This window comes from Sphingobacterium sp. B16(2022) (assembly GCF_012030425.1).
GTDB classification, from domain to species: domain Bacteria; phylum Bacteroidota; class Bacteroidia; order Sphingobacteriales; family Sphingobacteriaceae; genus Sphingobacterium; species Sphingobacterium anhuiense.
This window is the reverse complement of record NZ_JAAUVN010000005.1, coordinates 346,114-371,165: the sequence shown is the minus strand read 5'-3', so window position 1 is coordinate 371,165 and position 25,052 is coordinate 346,114. Positions and strand designations below refer to the sequence as shown.

General features: G+C 34.6%; 25 protein-coding genes and 2 tRNA genes. 12 read left to right on the top strand and 15 right to left on the bottom strand.

Features of this window, described 5'->3' with window-relative positions:
- Positions 1 to 23: 23 nt before the first annotated feature.
- Positions 24 to 1,268, bottom strand: a complete 1,245-nt coding sequence (locus HCX49_RS22290) for an ABC transporter permease (RefSeq protein WP_132771824.1) — start codon at positions 1,266 to 1,268, stop codon at positions 24 to 26.
- A 193-nt stretch (positions 1,269 to 1,461) separates the two neighbouring features.
- Here HCX49_RS22290 and queA point away from each other — a divergent pair, with 193 nt between their 5' ends.
- Entirely contained in the window at positions 1,462 to 2,511 is a 1,050-nt protein-coding gene (queA, locus tag HCX49_RS22285; protein ID WP_045752934.1) for a tRNA preQ1(34) S-adenosylmethionine ribosyltransferase-isomerase QueA, read from the top strand.
- Between the two features lie 85 nt (positions 2,512 to 2,596).
- Positions 2,597 to 3,286, top strand: a complete 690-nt coding sequence (locus HCX49_RS22280; RefSeq protein WP_168128190.1) for a 2-C-methyl-D-erythritol 4-phosphate cytidylyltransferase — start codon at positions 2,597 to 2,599, stop codon at positions 3,284 to 3,286.
- 10 nt (positions 3,287 to 3,296) lie between these two features.
- Here HCX49_RS22280 and HCX49_RS22275 read toward each other — a convergent pair whose 3' ends face one another.
- The 8 genes from HCX49_RS22275 to HCX49_RS22240 all read right to left on the bottom strand — a co-directional run bounded on the left by HCX49_RS22275 (position 3,297) and on the right by HCX49_RS22240 (position 10,088).
- A complete protein-coding gene (locus HCX49_RS22275; protein WP_168128189.1) occupies positions 3,297 to 4,061 on the bottom strand; it encodes an MBL fold metallo-hydrolase in 765 nt (254 codons plus the stop codon).
- On the bottom strand, positions 4,058 to 4,330 hold the full coding sequence (locus HCX49_RS22270) for a hypothetical protein (protein ID WP_021188135.1): 273 nt from the start codon (positions 4,328 to 4,330) through the stop codon (positions 4,058 to 4,060). Before HCX49_RS22270 ends, HCX49_RS22275 begins: the two co-directional genes overlap by 4 nt.
- A 228-nt stretch (positions 4,331 to 4,558) precedes the next feature.
- Complete coding sequence (locus tag HCX49_RS22265; RefSeq protein WP_168128188.1) at positions 4,559 to 5,686, bottom strand: glycosyltransferase; 1,128 nt, start codon at positions 5,684 to 5,686, stop codon at positions 4,559 to 4,561.
- A gap of 9 nt (positions 5,687 to 5,695) precedes the next feature.
- Positions 5,696 to 6,646, bottom strand: a complete 951-nt coding sequence (locus HCX49_RS22260) for a glycosyltransferase family 2 protein (protein WP_168128203.1) — start codon at positions 6,644 to 6,646, stop codon at positions 5,696 to 5,698.
- A 102-nt stretch (positions 6,647 to 6,748) separates the two neighbouring features.
- Complete coding sequence (locus HCX49_RS22255) at positions 6,749 to 7,345, bottom strand: DUF4199 domain-containing protein (RefSeq protein ID WP_168128187.1); 597 nt, start codon at positions 7,343 to 7,345, stop codon at positions 6,749 to 6,751.
- Positions 7,345 to 8,019 carry a hypothetical protein gene (locus HCX49_RS22250; RefSeq protein WP_021188139.1) on the bottom strand — a complete coding sequence of 225 codons (675 nt, stop codon included), beginning with the start codon at positions 8,017 to 8,019 and terminating at the stop codon, positions 7,345 to 7,347. The genes HCX49_RS22255 and HCX49_RS22250 overlap by 1 nt, the downstream gene beginning before the upstream one ends.
- Positions 8,020 to 8,021: 2 nt before the next feature.
- Positions 8,022 to 9,290 carry a dihydroorotase gene (locus HCX49_RS22245; protein WP_168128186.1) on the bottom strand — a complete coding sequence of 423 codons (1,269 nt, stop codon included), beginning with the start codon at positions 9,288 to 9,290 and terminating at the stop codon, positions 8,022 to 8,024.
- A gap of 234 nt (positions 9,291 to 9,524) precedes the next feature.
- Entirely contained in the window at positions 9,525 to 10,088 is a 564-nt protein-coding gene (locus HCX49_RS22240; protein WP_132771829.1) for a UbiX family flavin prenyltransferase, read from the bottom strand.
- Positions 10,089 to 10,445: 357 nt separating this feature from the next.
- On the opposite strand from HCX49_RS22240, the gene HCX49_RS22235 reads away from it, so the two are divergent.
- Positions 10,446 to 11,099, top strand: a complete 654-nt coding sequence (locus tag HCX49_RS22235; RefSeq protein ID WP_168128185.1) for an ankyrin repeat domain-containing protein — start codon at positions 10,446 to 10,448, stop codon at positions 11,097 to 11,099.
- Position 11,100: 1 nt separating this feature from the next.
- Here the strand turns inward: HCX49_RS22235 and HCX49_RS22230 are convergent, their stop codons facing one another.
- Together HCX49_RS22230 and ribD are read right to left on the bottom strand one after the other, a co-directional pair.
- Complete coding sequence (locus HCX49_RS22230; RefSeq protein WP_168128184.1) at positions 11,101 to 12,381, bottom strand: DUF2851 family protein; 1,281 nt, start codon at positions 12,379 to 12,381, stop codon at positions 11,101 to 11,103.
- A 29-nt stretch (positions 12,382 to 12,410) separates the two neighbouring features.
- Positions 12,411 to 13,457 carry a bifunctional diaminohydroxyphosphoribosylaminopyrimidine deaminase/5-amino-6-(5-phosphoribosylamino)uracil reductase RibD gene (gene ribD, locus HCX49_RS22225; protein ID WP_168128183.1) on the bottom strand — a complete coding sequence of 349 codons (1,047 nt, stop codon included), beginning with the start codon at positions 13,455 to 13,457 and terminating at the stop codon, positions 12,411 to 12,413.
- Positions 13,458 to 13,660: 203 nt separating this feature from the next.
- On the opposite strand from ribD, the gene prmC reads away from it, so the two are divergent.
- On the top strand, positions 13,661 to 14,515 hold the full coding sequence (prmC, locus tag HCX49_RS22220) for a peptide chain release factor N(5)-glutamine methyltransferase (RefSeq protein ID WP_021188142.1): 855 nt from the start codon (positions 13,661 to 13,663) through the stop codon (positions 14,513 to 14,515).
- 138 nt (positions 14,516 to 14,653) lie between these two features.
- Positions 14,654 to 14,729 (top strand) — tRNA-Lys (locus HCX49_RS22215).
- A gap of 204 nt (positions 14,730 to 14,933) precedes the next feature.
- On the opposite strand, the gene HCX49_RS22210 is transcribed toward HCX49_RS22215, so the two are convergent.
- The gene (locus HCX49_RS22210) at positions 14,934 to 15,299 is read right to left on the bottom strand and encodes a winged helix-turn-helix transcriptional regulator (RefSeq protein ID WP_021191443.1); all 366 of its coding nucleotides are present in this window, start codon (positions 15,297 to 15,299) and stop codon (positions 14,934 to 14,936) included.
- Positions 15,300 to 15,398: 99 nt separating this feature from the next.
- Here HCX49_RS22210 and HCX49_RS22205 point away from each other — a divergent pair, with 99 nt between their 5' ends.
- Positions 15,399 to 15,929, top strand: coding sequence for an NAD(P)H-dependent oxidoreductase (locus tag HCX49_RS22205; protein ID WP_168128182.1), 531 nt, complete (start codon positions 15,399 to 15,401; stop codon positions 15,927 to 15,929).
- Between the two features lie 194 nt (positions 15,930 to 16,123).
- Here the strand turns inward: HCX49_RS22205 and HCX49_RS22200 are convergent, their stop codons facing one another.
- The gene (locus HCX49_RS22200) at positions 16,124 to 16,558 is read right to left on the bottom strand and encodes an immunity 22 family protein (protein WP_021191445.1); all 435 of its coding nucleotides are present in this window, start codon (positions 16,556 to 16,558) and stop codon (positions 16,124 to 16,126) included.
- Between the two features lie 149 nt (positions 16,559 to 16,707).
- On the opposite strand from HCX49_RS22200, the gene HCX49_RS22195 reads away from it, so the two are divergent.
- The 5 genes from HCX49_RS22195 (at position 16,708) to HCX49_RS22175 (ending at position 22,271) form a co-directional block, all read left to right on the top strand.
- Positions 16,708 to 17,784 carry an agmatinase family protein gene (locus HCX49_RS22195; RefSeq protein WP_168128181.1) on the top strand — a complete coding sequence of 359 codons (1,077 nt, stop codon included), beginning with the start codon at positions 16,708 to 16,710 and terminating at the stop codon, positions 17,782 to 17,784.
- A 228-nt stretch (positions 17,785 to 18,012) separates the two neighbouring features.
- Positions 18,013 to 18,708 carry an SMUG2 DNA glycosylase family protein gene (locus HCX49_RS22190; RefSeq protein ID WP_168128180.1) on the top strand — a complete coding sequence of 232 codons (696 nt, stop codon included), beginning with the start codon at positions 18,013 to 18,015 and terminating at the stop codon, positions 18,706 to 18,708.
- Between the two features lie 90 nt (positions 18,709 to 18,798).
- Positions 18,799 to 18,871, top strand: a tRNA-Lys gene (locus HCX49_RS22185).
- 266 nt (positions 18,872 to 19,137) lie between these two features.
- Entirely contained in the window at positions 19,138 to 21,465 is a 2,328-nt protein-coding gene (locus tag HCX49_RS22180; RefSeq protein ID WP_168128179.1) for a TonB-dependent receptor, read from the top strand.
- Positions 21,466 to 21,482: 17 nt separating this feature from the next.
- Positions 21,483 to 22,271, top strand: a complete 789-nt coding sequence (locus HCX49_RS22175) for a DUF4249 domain-containing protein (RefSeq protein WP_168128178.1) — start codon at positions 21,483 to 21,485, stop codon at positions 22,269 to 22,271.
- An 87-nt stretch (positions 22,272 to 22,358) separates the two neighbouring features.
- Here HCX49_RS22175 and HCX49_RS22170 read toward each other — a convergent pair whose 3' ends face one another.
- Together HCX49_RS22170 and HCX49_RS22165 are read right to left on the bottom strand one after the other, a co-directional pair.
- Positions 22,359 to 23,087 carry a LytR/AlgR family response regulator transcription factor gene (locus HCX49_RS22170; protein ID WP_168128177.1) on the bottom strand — a complete coding sequence of 243 codons (729 nt, stop codon included), beginning with the start codon at positions 23,085 to 23,087 and terminating at the stop codon, positions 22,359 to 22,361.
- A complete protein-coding gene (locus tag HCX49_RS22165) occupies positions 23,062 to 24,174 on the bottom strand; it encodes a sensor histidine kinase (RefSeq protein ID WP_168128176.1) in 1,113 nt (370 codons plus the stop codon). Before HCX49_RS22165 ends, HCX49_RS22170 begins: the two co-directional genes overlap by 26 nt.
- Positions 24,175 to 24,570: 396 nt before the next feature.
- Here HCX49_RS22165 and HCX49_RS22160 point away from each other — a divergent pair, with 396 nt between their 5' ends.
- Positions 24,571 to 25,041, top strand: coding sequence for a response regulator (locus HCX49_RS22160; RefSeq protein ID WP_021189665.1), 471 nt, complete (start codon positions 24,571 to 24,573; stop codon positions 25,039 to 25,041).
- Positions 25,042 to 25,052: the final 11 nt, after the last annotated feature.

Here is a 25,052-nt window from a genome sequence, read left to right as displayed (position 1 = left end):
TAAACTTAATTTTATTTTATAGCTTATTTGCTACGGATTGCTTCCACTGGATCTAATCTAGAAGCCATCAAAGCCGGAACAATACCTGATATCAAACCAATTAACGTCGAAATAAAGACTGTCAAGAGTACCATCTTTATACTCACGACAATTGCTAACCCAGTACCAATTTTAACCAATAATGTGATCAGAAACACGATAGATAAGCCAATAGCACCGCCTAATAGACAGAGCACGATTGATTCGATCAAAAATTGAGACAATATAAAAAAGTTTTTAGCTCCTAAAGCCTTTTGAATACCAATAATATGTGTACGTTCTTTGACACTCACAAACATAATATTGGCTATACCGAATCCGCCTACCAATATGGAGAAAATTCCAATACAGAAACCGGCTAGATTTACAATGCCAAACATTTTATCCAGTTGGGAAGTTATCATGGTTGTTTGATTAATTGAAAAATCGTCCTCTCGTTGTGGAGAAATGCGGTGAATTGAACGCATTAAAACTTTAATTTCACTTTCAGCTTCTGCTAAAGAATACTTTGACATCACTCGAACAGCAATACTAGGTGAAAAATTATCGTAATTAACTAGATTTCGAGCAAGCTCAAAGGGAATAAATGCACTATTATCAGGAGAAGTATTGATCAGCACTCCTTCCCCTTCCTTCTTTAATACACCAATTACCTGTACCTTCCGTCCCAGCATGTTGACATATTTTCCCAGAGGATCACTATTTGGGAAAAGTCCCTCTGCGATGACAGCACCTAAAACAGTCACTAATGACCCTGCACGGGTTTCGCTTTCGACAAAATATCTACCTTTTTCAACATTCAAATTCTGAATACTGTACTGATCCTGTGTTCCTGCTGAAATAGACACCCCAGAGGCATTATTATTTTTATATTTAATCGTAGAATTACCGATATCAATCATATAGGCAATCTTATCTGCCGTTGTTATGCGTTCTTTCAGCATTAAATAATCCTCATATTTAGGTTCTGGTCTATTGAGATATTTCCACCAAGGGAAATCGGGCCCTCCAGTCCAAGGCCATTTCTGAACATATAATGTATTTGATCCTATCTTCTTAACAGAATCTTCTATATTATTTCGTAATGTATCAACAGCTGAAAAGACACCAATAATCGTTAAAATACCTATTGTTACCCCTAATAAGGACAATAAAGTACGCGTACGGTTATCTTTTAGAGCCGATAGTGCGAATTTTGCACTTTCCTTAATGAGACCTATTGCTAGCATATTCAGGTTCTAAATTACAATTAAGTTTTGATTTTATGTCAAAATCAATTCATTAATCAATTTAATCCAGAAAGAAACTCCCTTTTAACTAAAAAATTGACTACCTTTGTATGCTTATTTATGTTCCAATAAGTCTGTTATAGGGAACTTAAATACATATAAAAGGCAATCATTTAAAATATCAATATTAAAGATGAAGTTATCTCAATTTAAATTCAACTTACCAGAGTCTCTTTTGGCGTCTGAACCAACTGAAAATCGTGACGAATCACGCTTAATGGTTTTACACCGTGATACTGGTAAAATTGAGCATAAAATTTTTAAAGATGTATTAGATTATTTTGATGACAAAGATGTCATGATTTTAAATAATACAAAAGTTTTTCCGGCGCGTCTATATGGCAATAAAGAAAAAACTGGTGCTACAATCGAAGTTTTCTTGTTACGTGAATTAAACAAAGAACTTCGTTTATGGGATGTATTGGTTGATCCAGCTCGAAAAATCCGTGTAGGAAATAAACTTTACTTTGGAGATGATGATTTATTAGTTGCTGAAGTTGTTGACAACACAACTTCACGTGGACGTACAATCCGTTTCTTATTTGATGGAACTGATGAAGAATTTCGTCGTAATATTGAGATTTTGGGTGAAACTCCACTTCCAAAATATATTACTCGTAAAGCAACACCTGAGGATAAATTTCGTTATCAAACAATTTATGCTAAAAATGAAGGAGCAGTTGCAGCACCAACTGCAGGTCTTCACTTCTCTCGCGAGTTGATGAAACGTTTGGAACTAAAAGGTGTTGATTTTGCTGAAGTAACTTTACATGTTGGATTAGGAACTTTCAGAACGGTTGAAGTTGAAGATTTAACAAAACACAAAATGGATTCTGAGCAGTTTATCATCACGGAAGAAGCTGCTAAAACAGTAAATAAAGCTATTGACTTAAAAAGAAGAGTTTGTGCCGTAGGAACGACTTCAATGCGCGCAATCGAATCAGCTGTTTCTGCTGATCGTCACTTAAAACCAGCGAACGATTGGACGAGTAAATTTATTTATCCGCCATACGATTTCAGTATTGCAAACTCAATGATTACGAATTTCCATACTCCAGAATCTACTTTATTAGTAATGATTGCTGCTTTTGGTGGTTACGAACACGTTATGAATGCTTATGAACAAGCGGTTAAAGAAAAATACAGATTTTACAGCTATGGCGATGCCATGTTGATTATCTAATCGACAATTAAAAAATACAGACGTGGATAAATAGTATATTTATCCACGTTTTTTGTTTTCAATCCTTTTATATTCATCATAACTCATGATCGATCAAAGCTTTGTTTTAATAGTTGCGGCTGGCAAAGGTAGTCGTATGCAGTCAGATTTACCGAAACAATATCTATTGATGAACGGGAAACCAGTCTTGATGCATACGATAGAGAAGTTCTATACAAGTACCAAACAACCCCATATCATCATAGCGATTGATCCAGCAATGGAGTATTTTTGGAAATCTCTTTGTCAAGAATACAAGTTCACTATTCCTCATGATATTACTTATGGAGGAGAAACCAGATTTCAGACGGTCAAAAATGGAATTGCATTTATCAAAAAAAAGCAACTAAATTTACAGGAAATTGCTATCGCTGTACATGACGCGGCGAGACCTTTAATAGCCACCAATACAATTGATCTGGCCTATGAACAAGTGAAGGTTTCTAAAGCGGTAATCGTTGCTCGTTCGTGTACTGATTCTGTTCGTATGACGACAGCAGATACCAACTATGCAATTGATCGTAATCATATTTGGCTTGTACAGACACCTCAGATTTTTGAAGGAGGTTTATTAGAAACAGCTTATGAACAGGATGAAGAGGCGACTTTTACAGATGATGCTTCCGTTGTGGAAAGATTAGGTATACCTATTCATATTGTGATTGGTGATTATAAAAACATTAAGATAACTTATCCTGAGGATCTGGAAATTGCACAGATCTACTCAAAAGTATAGAAGTGTATAATTACAACCTGATCTCAAGTTGATCGTAAGCTAAAGTGATATTTGCAGGAAGTTCCTTCACAACATCTTTATGCAGCCCCATGCGATGACCAATATGTGTTAGATAAGTTTGTTCAGCTCCTATTTCTTGAGCAAAAGCTACAGCTTCATCCAAAGTCATATGCGAAACATGGCTTTCTTTTTGTAAAGCATTTATAACTAAAACTTTCAATCCCTGAAGTTTTTCTTTTGTTAAATGGGATACGGTCTTTGCATCTGTAATATATGCAAAATCGTCTATTCTGAAACCTAAGACAGGCATTTGATAATGCATCACTTCCAAAGGAAGAATTTCCTTTCCAAACAATTGAAATGGTTTTAATGCTTCAATTTCCACTAATTCTAAACGCGGTATCCCAGGGTATTTTACTCCAGAAAAAGCATAATAAAATTCTCTTCTTAACGCATCATGAAGAACATCTGTACCATAAATATCTATGGAAGACTGTTGCTTAAAATTAAATGCTCTAACATCATCAAGACCTGCGATATGATCTTTATGTGAATGTGTCATTAATACCGCATCCATATGCATCACATGCTCGCGTAGCATTTGATATCTAAAATCTGGCCCCGTATCTACGACAATGTTTCTATCGTCATAACTAATCAAAATAGAGGAACGAAGACGTTTATCAAAATGACTATTTGATAAACAAACAGCACATTGACAAGCGATAACAGGTACACCCTGCGAAGTTCCAGTTCCTAAAAATTTGACTATCAACGTTTTGATTTTAGTTTAGTAATTTGTGTATAAATAGTAAGGTGCTTTTCATTAACGCGTGATTGATCGATGTCGATTTCCGTTAAAATAGCCATCAAAGACTGAATTTTCATCTCTAAATTAGAAAACTTATTCACGACAACTACAAGTGAACTCTGTAACACACACGCTCCTGTCTTAAAAGTCCCTTTCTCGTACCTCACCCTATATCCCTGATCCTTAAAAAGTTCTTCGATCTTATCTAAACTTCCTTGTGTATATGCTACCAATTTTTCCCTTATTTATGCTTGTGCCTATATTCAAACTTAGATAAATTTGCTCAGATTTGCAATACAATTACCTCCAATTGAGCAGGAATTGTACAGGTTGCAATGCACTTTTATCATTATTGATTGCCTATAGAATTCTGATTTTTCTGCTAAACCTGGCTGGAAATGATTAGCAATCAGTCCCTAAATAATTGTATATGAAAAGCTTTATACATTAAATTTTAAAGATTACTTCGCCAATCGAATTATTTCTTCACCAAAGATATCCCAGCTATATTTTTTCTTTTCCTCTTTCATATTTTCACGAAAGACACTTCCTTTATTTTGATCATAAAAAGATGCTATTCCTTTTGCAATTTCTGCTACATTAGGTTCGACAACGGTACCAACGAGTCCATCGTGGACCAGTTCTGGCAGTCCGCCTACTCGAGTAACGATCATAGGAAGATCAAAGTGATAGGCTACTTGGGTAATACCGCTTTGTGTGGCAGTTCTATAGGGTAATACGACAACATCGGCCGCACAGAAATATTTGCCAACTTCATCACTCGGAATAAAGGAAGTATGGAGATAAACACGGTCTTGCAAACCGTACTTTTGAATTAGTGACTGGTAAAGATCGTCATCTCCATAAAACTCTCCAGCTAGCAATAATTTTACATTTAATTCCTTAAGTTCTACTTTTCCTAACGCTTCCAAAAGCATATCCAATCCTTTATACTGGCGTATAAAACCAAAAAACAAGACAACTTTGTCTTCCACTGGTATCTTAAGCGCTGCTCTAGCTTGTTCTAGACTAATGCTAGGACCATAGTTATCGTATAAAGGATGTGGTGTATAAGTTGCAGGTATCTTAGAATTGATCTCTTTTAAATCGTCCAAAACACTTCTACTCATCGTAACACAACCATCAACAGCATTTAAGAAGTATTTCGCTAATATTTGGTCTCCAATCCGATGTTCATGTGGAATGATATTATCAGCAATACATACTACTTTTGTGTGTTTGTTTTGACGTACAATTCTTTGAATCGTTCCAAGGCAGGGCCCAAAGAAAGGCATCCAGAAGCGCACGATTAAGAGATCATAATTTGCTTTCTTTAATTCCAGTCCTATTTTAATCCAGTTAAAAGGATTGACAGAGTTCACCTTTGAAAAAATTCGTAATCCATTTGGTGCGGACTCATCTGAAAATTGCGATTTACCAGGAAATAAAAAATTTGGGTACTGGAGTGAAAAAGAATAAATATCCACCTCATGTCCCATTTGCTGATAATGCTCGGCCAATCGTTCATTAAATGAAGCTATTCCCCCTCCTCTTAATGGATATGCAGATCCTAAGATAACAATGCGCATTTCTATTAATTATATTACTTTCTCGATCTGATAATTATTACGATCTGTACTATTTCTCGAAACCAATTCTGCCAAAAAACCGGTTAGAAACAATTGTGAACCAATGATAATCGCTGTCAGTGATAAAAAAAACATCGGCTGATCTGTGACATCTCTAAATGGTGTTCCAGCTGCGATACTCATCAATTTATGACAGATCAAGTATAAAGTAATAATAAGACCTACTAAAAAACTCACTACACCCATTACACCAAAGAAGTGCATAGGACGTTTAGCAAATTTTCCAACAAAAAATATGGATAATAAATCAAGAAAACCCTTTACAAAACGACCTGCACCAAATTTGGTTGTACCGTATTTCCTTGGATAATGTTGTACAACCTGTTCTTGAATATTGGTAAAACCTGCCCATTTCGCTATAACAGGAATGTAACGATGCATTTCTCCATACACTTCAATGTTTTTAACAACATCTTTACGGTATGCTTTCAATCCACAATTAAAATCATGCAAATTATTAATTCCCGACATACCTCTTGTCACAGCATTGAACAGTTTAGTAGGTAATGTCTTTGTAAGTGGATCATAGCGTTTCTGTTTCCATCCAGAAACTAGATCTGCCCCTTTATTCATTATACGATCATACAATTCCGGAATTTCGTCAGGACTATCCTGTAAATCGGCATCCATTGTAATTACCACATCACCTTGAGCTGCTGCAAAGCCAACATTTAAAGCAGCAGATTTACCGTAATTACGTCTAAATTTGATTGCTGAAATATTGTTATTGCTCTTTTTTAATTCTTCAATTATAGCCCATGATTTATCCCTGCTTCCGTCATCAACTAAAATAATTTCATAAGAAAACTGGTGTTTAGCCATCACACGGTCTATCCATGAGGTTAGCTCTGGTAAAGATTCTTCTTCATTAAGAAGGGGAACAACAACTGAAATATCCATATGTACGTTGATCATTGTCAATATATTTGCTTTATAAACAAGTTAAGGTATCGTCATTCTGACAACACCTTAACGTAATGATTTTTTTTTAAATTTATCCTTTTAAACAGCAGGATTACTGCTAGCTTTTTGACCATTTTTTGTCAAAGCAGCTAACATTAGGGCAAACAAAAAATAAGGAAGTAAGGTGATAATAAAACCTTTTGCACGAGCGCCCAAAGTCATGTTTGCAACCGATTCATTATCTTTCTCCATTTGTTCAATGCTTACATCGATTGTTTTTTGCTTTTCTTCTTCACTGGCAAAACCTGTACTTCTTTCCATACTTTCAATCCTAGCATTCATCATTACATGAAAATTTTCTTCCTGAAGAGTTGGTTCTACATATTTTAAATAGGTAAAGGTACTTACTGAAGCGACTAAATGATTAATTACAAGCATGATGTAAATACATTTCAACGCCTTACTAAAGTCCCAGATACCTCCCCTTTTTTTTCGTAGCGCAAAGGTTATTAAAACCGTCACACCTAAAAATAAAATAAAATTAAAAAATGGATTGCTGTATTGCAATAAGGCTGATCCTTCTAATGGCTTTACTACATAAATGGAACATAATCCTAAGATAAATGAAATCACCCCTAAGCCAACACCATATAGGATACTTGTAATCTTACTATTTTTGTCAACACCAACTTCCATTACCCCTTGTAAAAATTAGTAATAATTTGATAAAGAGCGGCATCGAAAGCTTTGTTTTCACTGTGAGATTCATACTCTTCAAACTGCGCATCTTTAGGGTTAATCTCACTGAAGAAACTTATGATTGCATAAAATAGTTCATAAACCTCACTTGATGGATTGATTGTTTTTGCAGTTTTTGCAATTTCTGCATATGTACTTTCTACTAAAATTTGATTCGCAATGATATCTTCATAAATCTCATGCTCATCTTGAAACTCATCTTCATCAACCAATAAAAACTCCTTCAAGTAATCATCTAAATCAGGATCAATCTCATCATCTTTACATTCACGTAAGTATAAAAATATATTCAATAGTTCTGTACCGCGATCTATTGTTTCATCTTCGATTTTCTCCCATTCTTCAGACTCCAAATAATCTTCTTCTAATTTTTGAATATCAATAGAAAAAAAGTTCATCAATAACAGATCGACATATACTTCTCTTAACTCATCAAATAGTGGATAGTCATCAAAAGCTTCATCCAATAAAGCCAATTTATCGATATATTTTCCATCGGTATCAAAAACATGCTCAACTTTTGTTAAAAATTCTGATTTTGTTTCGATGTTATCTACTCTACCGTAGGTATTGATCCCTGCAGCAACAGCCGCTTTAATATTCGCTTCCATTATTAAGCATTTTTTATGATTTGACCATTATTGATCACTAATTTAACTTTTCCTTTTAACTCTTTTCCGAACAAAGGACTATTTCTAGATTTGGATCTGTTTGATTCTTGATCAAAAATCCAATTTTCATTCATACTGAATAGCACCAAATTGGCCACTTCACCCTCTTTTATCTCAGGTAAAGTTAATCCAACTACCTGTCGTGAATTTACAGCTAATTTTTCAACTATCTGTTGTTCGTTTAATCCTGCTTTGATTAAAAGAGGTAAAACAGTCTGTAAACCAATTATACCATTTTTTGCGATATGAAATTCAACATTTTTAAATTCAATTTCATGCGGAGTATGTTGTGAAACAACAGCATCAATAACACCATCCTTCAATCCTTTTATTAACGCTTTTGCATCGGATTTGGTACGCAACGGGGGACTTACTTTATAATTACTATCAAAATCAACAATTTCATCATCAGTAAAAACCAATTGATGTGCGGCAACATCACAGGTAACCTGAATTCCTTTTGCTTTTGCCTTTTTTATTAAATCTACCGCTTCGGCTGTACTTATCGTAGTAAAGTGAATAGGTGACTCGGCATATTCAGCTAGATAAAGGTCACGAGAAACCATCAAAGACTCTGCAAGATTAGGAATACCTTTCATACCTAAATAAGTACTCATCACCCCTTCGTTCATTTTATTACCTCCCGCCATTGAAGCATCTTCTGGATGAGCAATGATTAAGCCTCCAAATCCGCGCGCATATAATAATGCACGGCTCATTAAACCAGCATGCTGCATACTTTTATTACCATCACTAAAAGCAATGGCACCAGTCTGTTTCATATCATACAACTCAGCCATTTCATGGCCTTCGCGATTTTTACTCACTGCACCGATCGGTAAAATATCTACCAAATTACCTTTTGCAATATTGACAATTAAAGCAACTTCAGCCCTACTTTGGATTGCCGGTTGCGTATTGGGCATCACAGCAACAGCAGTGTACCCTCCAGCGGCGGCAGCTGCCGATCCAGAAGTAATATCTTCTTTGGTTTCCAAACCTGGCTCACCAAAATTAGCATTTAGGTCAAAGAAACCTATAGAAAGGATATTTCCTGAACCATCGAATATTTCTATATTTTTATCAGCGACTTCAATGGAATTTGCAATTTTGGAAATCTTTCCTTTTTCAATGAATACATCAACCACCTGTTGATCAAATTCATTTCCCGGCAAAACCACTTTGACAGAAGTAATTAATACGCTTTTCATATGCTTAAGAAGTTGAAATTTATTGGATTTGAATAGTAAGTACGCGCAGTTTTAAAGCACACTAATACTCTTTCCTTAGTAGAATTCAATAAAAATAGCGAGTTTTCTCTTTGAAAATTAGAGGAAGGATTATTTTTAATACGTGTAGCTTTAGACTGCTTCATTTCAAAAAACAAAGTTACAAAATACTATCGATTCTCCATTGAATTTTAGAAAATATTCACGTAGCTATCGCTATTCTGTTCCCCACTGATAATGATTAAAATTAAAACCAGCCAGACTCAACACCCGATCCACGACTGTACCTGCCAATTCATCAAAAGTTTTCGGTAAACTATAAAACGACGGTGATGCCGGGCAAATAATACCACCTGCATCAGTCACAACTTTCATATTTTGAATATGAATATGACTTAAAGGCGTTTCTCTAGTTACTAAAATTAATTTTCTACGTTCTTTCAATATGACATCAGCTGCCCTTGTTGTTAAATCAGAAGAGATACCATGCGCGATACGTGCTAAAGTCCCCATTGAACAAGGACAGATAATCATCGTATCAAAACGTGCAGATCCCGAAGCAAATGGCGCAAAAAAATCATTTTTACTGTAAAACTGGAAAGGGAATTGTTCATAATCTTTATTTTGCAACTCCTCCTGCCACACAACTTTGGCATTGTCTGACATTACTACTCCCACTTCACTGATCTGATCTTTTAATTCCATCAGTCGATTTAGCAGAACCTTAGCATAGATGGAACCACTTGCTCCTGTTATTGCTACTACAATTTTTCTAGACATAATTTCCTTTTAATAAACAAAGCTATAAAAAAGGGTCGAATAAGGAATATTCGACCCTACATCTACCTATGAAAAACAAACCCTTGGGAGGGGCGTATACAAATATACCATAAGTGTGAATATTTTAAAGGATTTTTAAAAAAAAAGAATAATTGTTACAACTATATTCCTAAAAATAGTTAAAAACACCTTATTTATTACCTAAAAGCCTGATAAATTAAAACTTAACAAGGTTATCTACATGCACAACCAATGATTATTAATAAAAAATAATCTGTACAATTCTTTCATAAATTCAGATTTTCATCACATTTTTTTTCTATTTTAGTTACCGTTAAGATCGTATAATACTAGAAAATGAGTTTAAGTATATTAGAACAATACATCGAATCTGGAAATAGTAGAGATTTAGATTTGCTTTTAACAAGCAACCCAGCCTTAATCTTAGAAGAAACAAGTCACGGCATTTCGCCTTTATTACTAGCTTGCTATTTTCATAAACCTCAAATCATCCGCGTTCTGCTTCAGCACAATCAAGGCTTAAATATTCATGAAGCAGTGGCTGCCGGCTTGGATAATTATATTCAAGCGATGATTAAACAGTTACCTTCAGTTGTTAATGAGGTCTCCACACATGGTTATTCTGCCCTCGCTTTAGCGACCCATTTTAATAAAGAAGATGTTGTTCGTCTATTACTTGCACATAAAGCCAATCCTGATATCCCTACCCAAAATGAGGAACATCTCTACCCGCTTCACATTGCTCTTCTAAATAAAAACACGGCAATTACAAAGCTACTTATTGAAGCTGGAGCTAATGTTAACAACAGACAGCAAACAGGTCTTACCCCATTGCATTTAGCAGCACAACAAGGAAATATTGAAATTATCGTTTTACTCCTTGAACATGGAGCTATTATTGAATTGAAGAACTCCAACAACAAAACAGCATCAGATCTCGCTGCCTCAAAAGGCTATAGTGATATTGCAACAATACTTAAGGATGTGTAAACTAACGCCTCAGCAATTCTAAGCCAATCCCACAACGTAAGCATTGTTTTGAATCGCAATACTTCCTTTTTATATGCAACAACCCTTGTGAATGTGCCGCATGCCACGCATTAACCCCTATATCTTCAAATTTTTGAATAATATTATTTCTTTCAGTTGGTAATTCTTCTAGCCATCGCATTGCCTTTTCTTTCAAATCTTCCAGCTTAAAGTAAGCCCCATAAGAAAATGTTAATGCAATAAATGCATTAATAATCAAGCTATTTTGACTCATTTCACTTAAACTATGATCACTAGTCGCTAAGGATTGCTTCGCAAAACTAAAATGAGTCTTCCAGTAATGAGTAACCCTTATATTATTAAGTAGCGATCTAAATTCACTTAAATTTTCAATCGCTAAGATTCCTTGTAGACGAACACTTTCATTTTGTAACAAACTGGCTAATTGAGCTATTCGAATAGTGGGAAAATTGTGAGGTCGCATCCGTGAAAAAAGCAGTGGAAAATGAGTTTCTTTTAAGGAATAGGCTTTTTTAAGATAAAGATATTCCTTTTGTAATTGTAGAGGATATGCTTCGTCAAAAGTAGAATTTAAAAAACCCGCCTGACCAAAAATCATAGCTTCCAATTTACTGATATCTGTCCTATATTTCAGCAATAATAAATTTGACAATTGCTCGCCTAAAGCCTGAAAAGCTTCTGCATTTACTTTAAATCCGAAACTTCGAAACAGCCATATAAAAAATATTTTCTCCCAATCTCCATCAAATTTTTGCAGTAATTCAAGTATCAGTCTTGACTTATCTTCCATTCTTTCTACTGCCATACGCTCCACCCAGCTCTCCACTTTAAAACTATCTAAATGAAGTATCTGACTTTCACAGGGAATCCAACGTTGCCCATCCATTAAACGCTGATATTGTCTCAGTAATTCTTCAGAAACATAATCCGACAGTCTGAGTGTTGGAACAAGGGAGCCATCTTCATGAAACACTTCTTGATCATGATCCCACACAACATGTAAAATTACATTTGCATATTTTGCATCTTTTTGATGTCCATGTAGAAACCAATCTGATGATCTGACATGAATCTCCACATTACCTGTCCACAACTCACTTCCGATACGGGTTTTTGAAAACAAGAAATCTGGTCCTGCATTGTCATTATGTTCACCTACATGTAAAACTTGGATGGATTCGCCATTTACGGTTTTTAATTGATCTGTGTGATACAGACGCAACCTCCATATGAATTGCAAAAGATCTTCAGGAATAGCCATAACCTAAAGATAATCAAATAATTTAAAGTTTATATATTTACGATAATTTCCAATTGATCATCCGAAATTTTCATAATTTCTTTCAATTCACCTTTTACCTGCGGGGCTTTTATCCCGCCATCCAAAGTACGTTTACTTTTAAAAACCCTAGCCTCATCCCACAGATTAGCTTCAATAAATAGGGACAATGTCTTTGCTCCACCCTCAATAATAATAGATTGCACATCCATTAAATACAATTGATACAAAATATTTTGAGGAAGATACCAATCATAATTTTCCAATTCGATATACTTATTATGACCAGACCATTCCGTCTTCAAAGCATTAAAAATAATGGTTTCAGCTTCATCGTTAAAAATCGCAGCTTCAGCGGGAACGGAAAGTAATTTATCTATCAATATACGTTTCGGATTTTTTCCATTCCACTCGCGTACGGTCAAGCTAGGATTATCAACCAATGCAGTCTTAGCACCCACTAAAATTGCATCTTCCTCAGCTCGCCATTTATGAACCAACTGCTTACTCGCCACATTACTAATCCACACTTGCTCCCCTTCTTTTCCAAGATACCCGTCTGCACTTTCTGCCCATTTGAGAATAACATAAGGGCGATTTTTTTGAACACGTGTCAAAAATCTGCGATTTAACCACAAAGCCTCCTGTTCTAATAGTCCGATCTCAATAGCTATTCCTGCATTTTTTAAAATCTCTGCACCCTTACCGTTCACTTTGGCGAATGGATCTAAACATGCTATATATACTTTTTTAGGCTTGTATCTTGCAATAAGATTTGCACAAGGTGGTGTCTTACCATAATGTGCACAGGGTTCAAGACTAACATAAAAAATTGACTGTCTTAATTTAGTTGCGGCCTCATCCCCATAATGGTCCAATACCTGCTGAATAGCATTTACTTCGGCATGAGCTCCACCGTAAGGTGATGTAAAACCCTCTCCTATAATTTGGTCATCACAGACAATAACAGCACCCACCATTGGGTTAGGGCTTGTAGTACCTGCTCCCAGAACGGCCAGTTCCAGGCATCTACGCATGTAGCTTTCTTGCATATTCATATACAAAAGTATCAAAACAATACTATAACTTAAAATACGAGCAATATTGTAAATTTAGACTATCCAATAGTTCTGAATACTAGAGGAGAGATTCATCTTGTTTAATAAGGTAAGTTCCAATAAAAATGACTTCAACAAATAAATTGTTTAATATCTGAGGCAATAATAATTGTAAATAAAACAAATTTATCTAAGTTTGACCAATGGAAAAATTACAAACCTACGACAGCTTATTCCAAAAAGATCTAGCTAAATTTTATGACGCAGAAGAAATCAAAAACATCTTCTATATAGTTATTAAAGATGTTTTAGGACTTTCCAAGATGCAGTACAGTGTGAACAAAGAGCTGGCATTATCAGAAGAACAAAGCAGTCGGATTTCAAATATTTTAAAAGATCTGCTGAAACAGAAACCTATACAACACATCTTAAAAAAAGCTGATTTTTTTGGAGAAGTTTTTGAAGTCAATCCTTTTGTTCTAATTCCGCGGTCAGAGACAGAGGAATTAGTTGATCTGATCATCCGCAATCATCGGGATCAGCTACCGTTACGTATTATCGATATTGGAACCGGATCCGGTTGCATACCGATTTCACTTAAAAAGCATTTGCCGGAAGCCCATATTTCAGCATTGGATATTTCTAAAGAAGCTATTGCCACAGCCAGACGCAACGCACTCCGTTTAGATGCGCCAATAAATTTTGTGAATGCAGATATCCTAGAATGGGAATATATCTTTCAATCCCAGCAATATGATATTATCGTCAGTAATCCTCCCTATATTACACCAAAAGAAAAAGAGGAAATGCATCCAAATGTATTAGAATTCGAGCCGCATTTAGCTCTTTTTGTGGAAGAAACTGCTCCTTTATTATTTTATGAGACTATAGCTTCTTTTGCGCTGAAGCATTTAACAGCTGAAGGTGACTTATATTTTGAAATTAATCAGTATTATGGGGATGAAACAGTCGATATGTTACAAAAAAAGGGGTTTAAAACAGTGATATTACATCATGATATGCAACAAAATCCAAGGATGATACATGCTAAAAAATAAGGTGATAAAAATTTAATTATTTCATTACCAAATAGTAACAAAATAATTTAAGAATATTTAACTTAAAAGTTGGCACATATCGTCTTTTTTTCTACCTTTGCATCACTTTCAAAAACGAAATTTCTTCAAAAAAGAAAGGATTCCGTAGCTCAGCTGGTAGAGCAATACACTTTTAATGTATGGGTCCTGGGTTCGAATCCCAGCGGGATCACCAAAAGCTTCACAGAAATGTGAAGCTTTTTTGTTATTACTGGATTTCAATAGCACCATTCGGATAGATACCATGTACTGGATGTTAAAGATATTATACGATAATTGTAAAACTGCTCCAATTGCATTTCTACCATTGAGAATTTACAACAAATTACCAACAACTTTTCCCTAGATAAAACCCCACATTATACTGTATCTAAAATATTCAGTCCTGTATTGCCTCAGCTTTATGTTTTTCACCCCACTTTCCAAGTTCTTCAATAATAAGTTTCAATTCATTTCCGATTGAAGTTAATTCATATTCAACGCGCGGAGGGACTTCAGCGTATACCGTTCGTTTCACAATTTTATTTTCCTCCAACTTACGTAGTTGTAAGGTCAGCATACGCTCGGTAATGTTTGGTAAACATTTTTTCAATTCTCCAAATCGGTGTTTTCCGTTAATTAGATAGCAGCAGATCGCCAGCGACCACTGACCGCCAATTATGTTAGAAGCATAAACCTCCAAACATTCATTGGCTAAAGCCTGCTTATTTGCAAAGTTTGTTGAAGTTTCTTTTATTTTTGTCATTACTTACTTTTTTTATAGTATCCCACAATTAGCATCTAACCTACAAAATTTATGCTTCATCAATTACTTTTGTATGAGAATTTTAAAATTAAAAGACATTTGAAAACATTAGTAATTGTTATTCATCCCGATGCAGAAAATTCCATAATCAATAAAAGATGGATGGAGGAATTAAACAAGCATCCTGAGCAATATCACATCCATCAATTACATGCCATCTATCCAAATGAAAAGATTGATGTTGTAGCAGAACAGAAATTGATAGAGCAGTATGATAAAATTGTATTTCAATTTCCGTTTTATTGGTTTAATTGCCCTCCGTTATTAAAAAAATGGCTAGATGAGGTTTTTACTTATGGATGGGCATACGGAAGCAAGAGTGGCTACAAAGTCTCAGGAAAAAAGATTGCTCTAGCAATGTCGATCGGCATAGATGAGGAAGAGTACGCTGCTAACGGAAAGTATAAATACACAATAAAGGAACTGACCCGAAATTTTGAATTAACTTTTGAATATATAAAAGCCGATTATCAACCATTCTTTGCTTATTATGGCCGAGAACAAGACAGTTCAGAGGAATGGATTGAAAAAAGTGTTACCCAATATATAGATTTCATGAATAATCTATAACATGCAGGTCAGACAAATAAATAGACACTGTCTTTCCATTGTTTATAATTATTGGATTCTTTCAAAAAGAACTTAAATTCGCTCGCTGCCGATTCCATAAAAGGAGCACATGTTACATTAGCTCCTTTTATGGAATCGATATGAAAATTCGAACGAAGCATCACCTTAATTACGTACTGATTTGTTAGGATATACTAAGCCGGAATATTAAAACAACCTATATAGATCATATCGTTGTAATTTCCAATTGGTTTGTCTATGATCAATTCGGCATCAGCATAACATAATATGGCATTCACATTTGAAATTCCTTTATCAACACATGCCTGATAGATTGCTACTTCTGTTTGATCATTCCATATAGGCAGTTCTTCTATAGCAGCTTGAATACTCATTTTTTTGCGACTAAAGTAAACAGTGATCCAATCTACATCATAATCATACTGTTTGTCAATTGCTTTGCTAAACTGTGAACGGAGATTAAAGTCAGGTGCATTTCTCGCATAGGTTTCATCCGTTTTAAATCGATTATAATCCTTAATAAATTTGCTTTGGTCAAAATATTTATAAAATTGTTCTTCCGTTTTATTTGATGTCCCTGTCCAAATATGGATACGTTGTTCTGCCATTTTATTTCTTATACTTTTAGTAGACTGTAAAGATAGCCTAAATTCCCGAACCTTTATTTGTTCATTTACCCTCCCTACCATGGCTCAAGATATCCTTTTTAACGCAGGTAAGTTTTTTTATATTTGCAGTTCAACTAGTGATTCATAACATGTCGACAAAGCAAACAAAAATTGAAAATTTCGATCCATCACAACCTGGCTTACCAGATTCCAGCATATACGGGCTTCCCTTTACAGCTGAAGAAAGTGATATTATTGTTGTACCCGCACCTTGGGAAGTAACTGTAAGTTATGGAAGCGGTGCCAGTAATGGTCCTGATGCTATTTTAAATGCCTCATTTCAGGTTGATTTACTGCACCAGGAATTTCCGGATTTATGGAAATTAGGAATTTTCATGGATGAAACTCCTGCGCACTGGTCGGAAAACAGTGAAAAATATAAAAGTTTAGCGCAACCTATTATAGAGGCGTTAGAAAATGGTGAAGATATTGAAAATGACGTTACACTAAGAGGGTATTTAGAAGAAATAAATAAAGCTTCCAAACAATTCAATGACGAAGTAAAAGAACGCTCATTGTATTGGATGAATAAAGGTAAGAAAGTAATTCTTTTAGGCGGAGACCATTCTACACCTTTGGGATATTATGAAGCTTTAGCTGAAAACCATGATTCATTTGGAATTTTACATTTCGATGCACACATGGATTTACGCAATGCTTATGAAGGTTTTACCTACTCTCACGCATCAATTATGTTCAACGCGATCAAACTTCCACAATTGGAAAAAATCGTTCAGGTTGGTATTCGCGATTTTAGTGAAGGAGAATTGGAAGCAGTTCAAACTTCAAATAAAGTAAAAGTATTTACTGACACAGATCTAAAAGCAAATAGCTTTGAAGGAAAAATTTGGAAAGATCAATGTGATGAAATTCTAGCACAATTACCGGAAAATGTAGCGGTCAGTTTTGATATTGATGCTTTACAGCGTTGGTACTGTCCAAACACCGGAACTCCGGTACCTGGGGGACTGTCTTATGAACAAGCAACTTACTTGTTAAGTCGATTGGCTAATAGCGATAAAAACATTATTGGTATTGATTTAGTTGAAGTTGCTCCCGGAGAAGACGACTGGGATGGTAACGTAGGTGCTAGACTTCTATTTCATTTATGTGGCGTATTTGCAAAAAACAACAAACTTGCTGTAGGATCGAAAATCAATTTTTAAAGCAAACTGCATGTACTAACGATATTTAAATAGATCATATCTACTGAAATAATGTTCAAAAATAATTAGAGCAGTAGACATTTTACATAATTACACTTACCAGAAAACACAAAAGCCAATCTTTCGATTGGCTTTTGTTGTTATTAAATTGTGATAGGTCAGTATTTGTATACGTCATATCTCAGAAAATAATTAATTTGTGAATAAATAGAATATTAAAATCAAGGTATGGACAACGCCAAGACTGTAGCAACACAAATAATTGAGTTTAATAAACAATTACATTACTCAGGAAATCTTCCAGATGACTTTCGAGTATTAAATCCTTACTTTGAAAACCCGGAGACCTTAATCGTTATGGAAAAGTTTTACAACAAGTATTACGACGACACTGCTCCTAGAAAATTTATTATAGGAATCAATCCTAGCCGTCACGGCGCAGGGGTCACAGGCGTACCATTTACAGACACCAAAAGGTTAGAACACATCTGTGGTATCCCCATGAAATCTGCACATACCCATGAAATATCTTCCGTTTTTCTTTATGACATGATTAAGGAATTTGGTGGTACACAAACTTTTTATCGACAATTTTACATCAATTCACCCTTCCCATTAGCCATTGTCCGCAGAACAAAGGAAAACAAATGGATCAATGCAAACTATTATGATGATAGAAACTTGTTTGCAATGGTTAAGCCATTTATGATCGAATCTCTAAAAAAACACATAAGCTTAGGCCTGGATACAACTAACGTATTTGTATTAGGAAAAAAGAATGCAACGTTTATTGAAAAGATAAATAAAGAAGAGCATTTATTTGAAAATTTAATGATTCTAGATCACCCACGCTATATACAGCAATATAAATCCCGAGATAAAGAGCATTATATAAATAAATATATCGGTGTACTAGGGACTTAGGGTTAAATAATAAATTTTATTTGGACTATAGTACTATAAACTATATCTTTGCATCACTTTCAAAAAGGGATACACTTCCAATTAAGAAAGGATTCCGTAGCTCAGCTGGTAGAGCAATACACTTTTAATGTATGGGTCCTGGGTTCGAATCCCAGCGGGATCACAAAAAAGCTTCACAAATGTGAGGCTTTTTTTGTTTTCCCTGGATTCGAACATAAGCGTTGGGATGATTCGTCGCTTTTCATTGCGGACATGCGTTAGATGATTAGGCAATGTAATTAATCCCAACGGAATCAAGATATCGATCATCTCAATACGATATTCTAAAAAAGCACTCAAAATCGCATGTTCCTATAATATCTACCAGCGTTCCTATAATAGTAAATATTTCATTCTGCCAAACCTCTACTTTCGTAGAAAATTTGAAATATGTTAAAACCACTATCTTTTCTATTATTTTTAGTATCAATCACCAATATAGGTATTGCCCAAAAGCGATACAACATATCAGGAACTATAACAGATATATCAACCGGCGAAACACTAATTGGTGCTTCGGTTAAACTTCAGGAATTACCACAGTCCGGCAGTTTAAGTAATTCATATGGTTTTTATTCAATTGGTGGACCAGAAGGACGATATGTACTGATAAGCTCCTACATCGGTTACAAGACCTATACAGATACCATCACCTTAGATAAAAATTTTGTTTTGAATATAGCATTGCAGTCTCAAGCGATGCTTGAAGAAGTGGTCATATCTACGAACAGAAAAAACAACAAGAATATTTCGTCTCCGCAAATGGGTGTTGAAAAGCTCAACATGAAGCAAATTAATCAGCTACCAGTCGTTTTAGGTGAGCAGGATGTATTAAAAAGTATTACACTGATGCCGGGAATAAAAAGTTCCGGTGAGGGAAATACTGGTTTTTATGTCCGTGGAGGAGGTTCAGATCAAAATTTAATTTTATTGGATGAAGCTACTGTTTACAACGCCTCTCATCTATTAGGCTTCTTTTCAACATTCAATTCAGATGCGATCAAAGATGTGAGCATCTATAAAGGTGGTATGCCTGCTGAATATGGCGGAAGATTATCGTCTGTCTTAGATGTAAAAATGAATGAAGGGAATAATAAAAAAATAACCGTTCAAGGCGGTATCGGAATGATTGCCTCCCGCATTAAAGTTGAAGGGCCAATCGTAAAGGATAAAGGTTCATTTATGATTTCCGCCCGCCGCACATATGCGGATCTTTTCCTGAAAGCTTCATCAGATACCACAATAAATAAAAGCACATTGTTTTTCTATGACGTTAATGCAAAAGCAAATTACAGATTCAACGATAATAATGCCATTTATCTTTCAGGTTATTTTGGTAAGGATGTATTGGGCCTTCAGGACATTTTTGGCACTAATTGGGGAAATGCAACTGGTACGGTAAGATTTAACCACGTTTTCAATAGTAAATTATTTTCAAACACTTCATTCATCTACAGCAATTATAACTATGTTATTGAAGGACTGGACCGAAATGATGGTTTTAAGGCAACTTCAAAAATAACCGACTTAAATTTTAAACAAGATTTCAATTATTATGCAAGTTATAATCATGCTTTAAAATTTGGAATCCAGGCAACTAGACATGATATTTCACCAGGAGATATTACCACCACAGCGAGTTCCAGTTTTAATGATAAGCATGTTGAACATCGGTATGGTTATGAGATGGCAGCGTACTTAAGCGATGAATGGAAAGTAAACGATAAATTAAGTATGATATACGGGTTACGCCTAAGTTCAATGCTAGTCGTCGGTCCTGGAACATTCAGCAAATATGATATGTTAGGCAATACGTTAATGTCAGAAAAGTATAAGACAGGTGAAGTTGTTCAAAATTATTTAAATTTAGAACCTCGATTCAGCGTAAGCTATATGTTAGACGATCAGCAATCAATCAAGGCCTCTTATAATAGAAATACACAAAACATTCACCTTTTAACAAACTCAACAAGCGCTAGTCCTACAGATCTATATGTCATGAGCAGCAAAAATATCAAACCGGAAATCGCAGATCAGATTTCTACTGGATATTTTAGAAATTTCAAAGACAATACCTACGAATTATCAGTTGAGCTGTATTATAAAAATTTACAAAATCAAATCGATTATAAAGATGCGGCACAATTGCTAGTCAATCAGGATGTAGAATCACAACTACTCTACGGTATTGGCAGAGCCTATGGTACTGAGTTATTCCTAAAGAAAAGATATGGAAAATTTAACGGATGGCTTGGCTATACCCTATCCAAAACAGAACGTAAATTTGATGGAATAAATGATGGAAAATATTACCCTGCAACACACGACCGGACACACGATTTATCTTTAGTTGCTATTTACAAATACAGCGACAAATGGACTTTTTCGAGCAATTTCGTCTATGGAACAGGTAAAGCTGTAACCTATCCTACTGGCAAATATAATATTGGAGGTAACACAACTTTCTCTTATTCACAAAGAAACGCTTATCGCCAGCCAGCCACTCATCGTTTAGATTTAGCAGCAACATTCGAAGGAGCACCTGGTAAATATTTTCAGTCCAGTTGGACCTTTGGTATTTATAATGTGTACGCCCATAAAGATCCTTATCGAATAGCATTCAGAGATAGTAAAAAAGTTCCCAATGCAACTGAAGCAGTTCAAACCAGCATATTTGGAGCACCTATTCCTTCCATTACCTGGAATTTTAAATTTTAATCTAAAAATCAGAAAACATGAAAAAAACTTTATTTTATATGTTGTTGCTAGTCCTATTTATCTTGACACAGTCATGCGAAAAAGTGATTGATATTCAAGTAAATGACGAGATAGGAAAGCTTGTGATTGAAGGCAGTATTAACAATACAAACCCTCAGCAAGAGATTAAACTGAGTCGTAATGTATCTTTTTCCGCAGGTAATGATTACCCTTCCGTAACAGGCGCTAGGGTTATTGTTTATGATAATGAAGAAAAAGAATATGTATTTCAAGAAACCATTCCAGGAACTTATGTAGCTAAAGATTTTACGGGACAGCCCGGAAGAAGCTACAGCATGGATATTCAAGTCGATGAGAATAAATTTGCTGCGAAGTCTAAAATGCCACAGGTGGTTCCGATAGATTCTTTAATAGTAGAAAAGCCAAAGCTTGGAGATAAAGATACCCGCAATATAAAAGTATTTTACAGCGATCCTAAGAATGAAGCTAATCAATATCGTTTTATCTTATTTGTTAACGATAAACAGATTAAAGACATCTATGCCGTAAATGATGATTTTAACAATGGTAATCAGGTTAGTATCACATTAAGGCCAAATGATGATGAGAAGATATATCCAGGGGATCAAATTCGTGTCGAAATGCTTTGTATTGATAAATCGATCTATAATTACTGGTATAGCCTCATGCAGCAGTCTTCAGGAGGTGGTATCACCCCCAGTAATCCACCAACTAATATAAGTCCAAATGTATTTGGTTACTTCAGTGCGCATACCATATCCAGCAAAAACATCGTTGTTAATTAATGTCAACTCCATCATTACAAAAGAACCATATCGTTGATAACATATGGTTCCTTTGTATCACTTCATTCTCCTAATAGCTTTCATTCATCACCTATTAATTGTCTGCTTGTCAATACGCGTTAATAGGTCCTCTTTAAAACTAGCACCCAAAGGCATTTCGAACCCAGCAACTGTTACCCAATGATTATCGACACTTTCAATCTTTTTAAGATTGACCACAAATGATTTATTCACACGTACAAAATCCATACTTGGCAACTTATTTAAGATTGTTTTTATATTCATAGCAACCATTAATTTTTTGTCTTTACTATGTATCATAACATAATCTTTCATTGCCTCAATGTATTGAATTTCGTCCAGTGCAAGACGGAATAATTTGCGATCAGACTTAACAAAAATATGATCCGTTGGTTGTAAAGCCTGTTTATCATAAGCTTTATTCTGAAAATAGTTAATTACCTTATCTAAAGCTTTTTTTAATCGATCTTCAGCGATAGGTTTTAATAAATAATCTAAGGCATTCAGATCGTAGCTTTCTAAAGCATAATTAGGGTATGCTGTAGTAAATATAACCTGAATTGACGCTGGAATATGTTTTGCAAACTCCAATCCACTCTCCTCTGGTAAATGAATATCTAAAAAAATTAAATCAAGATCTTGCGTTTCCATAATCATACGGGCATCATCAGTATTACTGTACATACCCATACAATCTAAGAAAGTATAATCTTTTAGTAATTTTACCAATCCCCTTCTTGCAAAAGGTTCATCCTCAATCACAATATACTTAATGCTTAACTGCTCTATATTCATACGACCCTTCTATTGGAATACTTAAAAATACTTTAAAAACATCTTCTCCATCATCTATTGCCAAATTATATCTATTCGCATATATAATGTCCAACCGCTTTCGAATATTACTCAATCCTAAGCCTCCGTATTCTTTGACAGATACTTTCTTTTTTTTCGCATTTACACATGAAAAACAAAGTTGCTCATTGACTACATTAAAATTAATTTGCACATGCAAACCGCCATGCATAGCTTGATGTGCACCGTGCTTCACGACGTTTTCAATAAAGGGAATAAATAGAAATGGTGGAATATTAATTTCCTCCACACTTAAATCAACTTCAAAATTCACACTAAATTTATCCCTTCTAATTTCCTCTAAAAAGATAATATTTTGAAGTACCTCAATTTCTTTTGCCAGTTCTATTGTATCCCCTTTTGATAAATAAAGCTGATTTCTAAGAATATCACTAAGCTTCAATAAGACTTTTGATGCCAATTTAGGATTTTCATAAATGAGAAAATTGATATTATTGAGTGTGTTAAATAAATAATGGGGATTAATCTGACTTTTCAATTGTTCCAATTGACTCAGTAAGGTATTATTTTCAAATTCCTTAAATCGTATTAAATTGATAATCCATATTTTAAACAGCTTAACACTACTTACAGCTGCAATAAAAATTGTAAAAAGTATGATTAATATCACAAAATCTTTTCCATCTAATAAAGATTGATCTGGCTTCTTAATAAACCGCAATTCTTGACTTTCTAAGATCAACATACTTAAGAAAATGATGGTATAAAATGCGAACAAAGTACCTCCATAAGCTAAAAACTTACTTCTCAACATAAACACAGGTATCAAAACATAGTGATTAATATAAAATAAAGCCAAGAGAATAATAATTGAAATACATTTTACCAGTAGATTCCACACCTTCATTTTTTCATCAACTTCTGCAGGCGCATTATTTGGTAAAAAATGAATTCCTATGATTGCTGCTATTAACAAAACATGCCGTATCCAGCGGTATTTACTGTCAATTACGAAATCTATAAAATGGCTATTTTCATAACCGATAATTATTTGTCCATTTCTCATTTAAAAGATTTGCAGATAAGCATTTAATTTATTGCAAAGGTACATTACTCCGAAAGTGATTTTGCGACCTTTTATCATTTATTTTTTTCAAAAGATACGTCTTCATTTAATTGCTATCTATTTGTAATTGTATGTTCTATATGATTCTTCTTTGTATTGAAATTAGATTCAAATAATTCTTAACTTTGTACGTAATGAAAACCCCCTATTTGAATTCTAGGGTAAGTCATGTTTGTTTCGATAGAAAATCTACCTTTTTAATGTATAAGTTGTTAATTTATATATTAAAACATTTGAACACAAACCAATTGATGCAAATGTTGTTACTAAGAAAAACAACATCCATTCGTTGCGCGACACTTTTACTAGGTTTTCTAACTTTTTACAACAAATAACATGGAAAATAAAAAAAACAAAATTACTGTATTATATGTTGACGACGAGGAAAACAATCTCGTTTCTTTCAAAGCAACTTTCCGTTTCAAGTATAAAGTACTTACTGCCATTAGTGGTTCTGAAGCTATCGAAATTGTAAAAAAGAATCACGTCGACATTATAGTTACAGATCAACGGATGCCAGGCATGACGGGTGTACAATTTTTAGAAGAAATCATCAAGATTAATCCAGAACCTATGCGCATTTTACTGACCGGTTATACCGATATGGCCGCAGTTATAGATGCTGTAAACAAAGGGAAAATTTTCCATTATCTAAATAAACCTTGGAGTGAGGAAGAATTAGACGAAACAATAAATCGGGCCTATGATATCTATTCTGAACGAAAAAATCTATTAGAAACATATTCGAAATTGGAAGTATCAAATGAACAATTAGAATTTTTACTTCGTCAAAAATTGCTTTCATAGGTTATACAAAA

Excerpts from the sequence above, each read along its gene's own strand:
- HCX49_RS22290 (WP_132771824.1), bottom strand. The coding sequence starts at position 1,268 with ATGCTAGCAATAGGTCTCATTAAGGAAAGTGCAAAATTCGCACTATCG.
- queA (WP_045752934.1), top strand. The coding sequence starts at position 1,462 with ATGAAGTTATCTCAATTTAAATTCAACTTACCAGAGTCTCTTTTGGCG.
- HCX49_RS22280 (WP_168128190.1), top strand. The coding sequence starts at position 2,597 with ATGATCGATCAAAGCTTTGTTTTAATAGTTGCGGCTGGCAAAGGTAGT.
- HCX49_RS22265 (WP_168128188.1), bottom strand. The coding sequence starts at position 5,686 with ATGCGCATTGTTATCTTAGGATCTGCATATCCATTAAGAGGAGGGGGA.
- HCX49_RS22260 (WP_168128203.1), bottom strand. The coding sequence starts at position 6,646 with ATGGATATTTCAGTTGTTGTTCCCCTTCTTAATGAAGAAGAATCTTTA.
- HCX49_RS22255 (WP_168128187.1), bottom strand. The coding sequence starts at position 7,345 with ATGGAAGTTGGTGTTGACAAAAATAGTAAGATTACAAGTATCCTATAT.
- HCX49_RS22250 (WP_021188139.1), bottom strand. The coding sequence starts at position 8,019 with ATGGAAGCGAATATTAAAGCGGCTGTTGCTGCAGGGATCAATACCTAC.
- HCX49_RS22245 (WP_168128186.1), bottom strand. The coding sequence starts at position 9,290 with ATGAAAAGCGTATTAATTACTTCTGTCAAAGTGGTTTTGCCGGGAAAT.
- HCX49_RS22240 (WP_132771829.1), bottom strand. The coding sequence starts at position 10,088 with ATGTCTAGAAAAATTGTAGTAGCAATAACAGGAGCAAGTGGTTCCATC.
- HCX49_RS22235 (WP_168128185.1), top strand. The coding sequence starts at position 10,446 with ATGAGTTTAAGTATATTAGAACAATACATCGAATCTGGAAATAGTAGA.
- HCX49_RS22230 (WP_168128184.1), bottom strand. The coding sequence starts at position 12,381 with ATGGCTATTCCTGAAGATCTTTTGCAATTCATATGGAGGTTGCGTCTG.
- ribD (WP_168128183.1), bottom strand. The coding sequence starts at position 13,457 with ATGAATATGCAAGAAAGCTACATGCGTAGATGCCTGGAACTGGCCGTT.
- prmC (WP_021188142.1), top strand. The coding sequence starts at position 13,661 with ATGGAAAAATTACAAACCTACGACAGCTTATTCCAAAAAGATCTAGCT.
- HCX49_RS22210 (WP_021191443.1), bottom strand. The coding sequence starts at position 15,299 with ATGACAAAAATAAAAGAAACTTCAACAAACTTTGCAAATAAGCAGGCT.
- HCX49_RS22200 (WP_021191445.1), bottom strand. The coding sequence starts at position 16,558 with ATGGCAGAACAACGTATCCATATTTGGACAGGGACATCAAATAAAACG.
- HCX49_RS22195 (WP_168128181.1), top strand. The coding sequence starts at position 16,708 with ATGTCGACAAAGCAAACAAAAATTGAAAATTTCGATCCATCACAACCT.
- HCX49_RS22190 (WP_168128180.1), top strand. The coding sequence starts at position 18,013 with ATGGACAACGCCAAGACTGTAGCAACACAAATAATTGAGTTTAATAAA.
- HCX49_RS22180 (WP_168128179.1), top strand. The coding sequence starts at position 19,138 with ATGTTAAAACCACTATCTTTTCTATTATTTTTAGTATCAATCACCAAT.
- HCX49_RS22175 (WP_168128178.1), top strand. The coding sequence starts at position 21,483 with ATGAAAAAAACTTTATTTTATATGTTGTTGCTAGTCCTATTTATCTTG.
- HCX49_RS22170 (WP_168128177.1), bottom strand. The coding sequence starts at position 23,087 with ATGAATATAGAGCAGTTAAGCATTAAGTATATTGTGATTGAGGATGAA.
- HCX49_RS22165 (WP_168128176.1), bottom strand. The coding sequence starts at position 24,174 with ATGAGAAATGGACAAATAATTATCGGTTATGAAAATAGCCATTTTATA.
- HCX49_RS22160 (WP_021189665.1), top strand. The coding sequence starts at position 24,571 with ATGGAAAATAAAAAAAACAAAATTACTGTATTATATGTTGACGACGAG.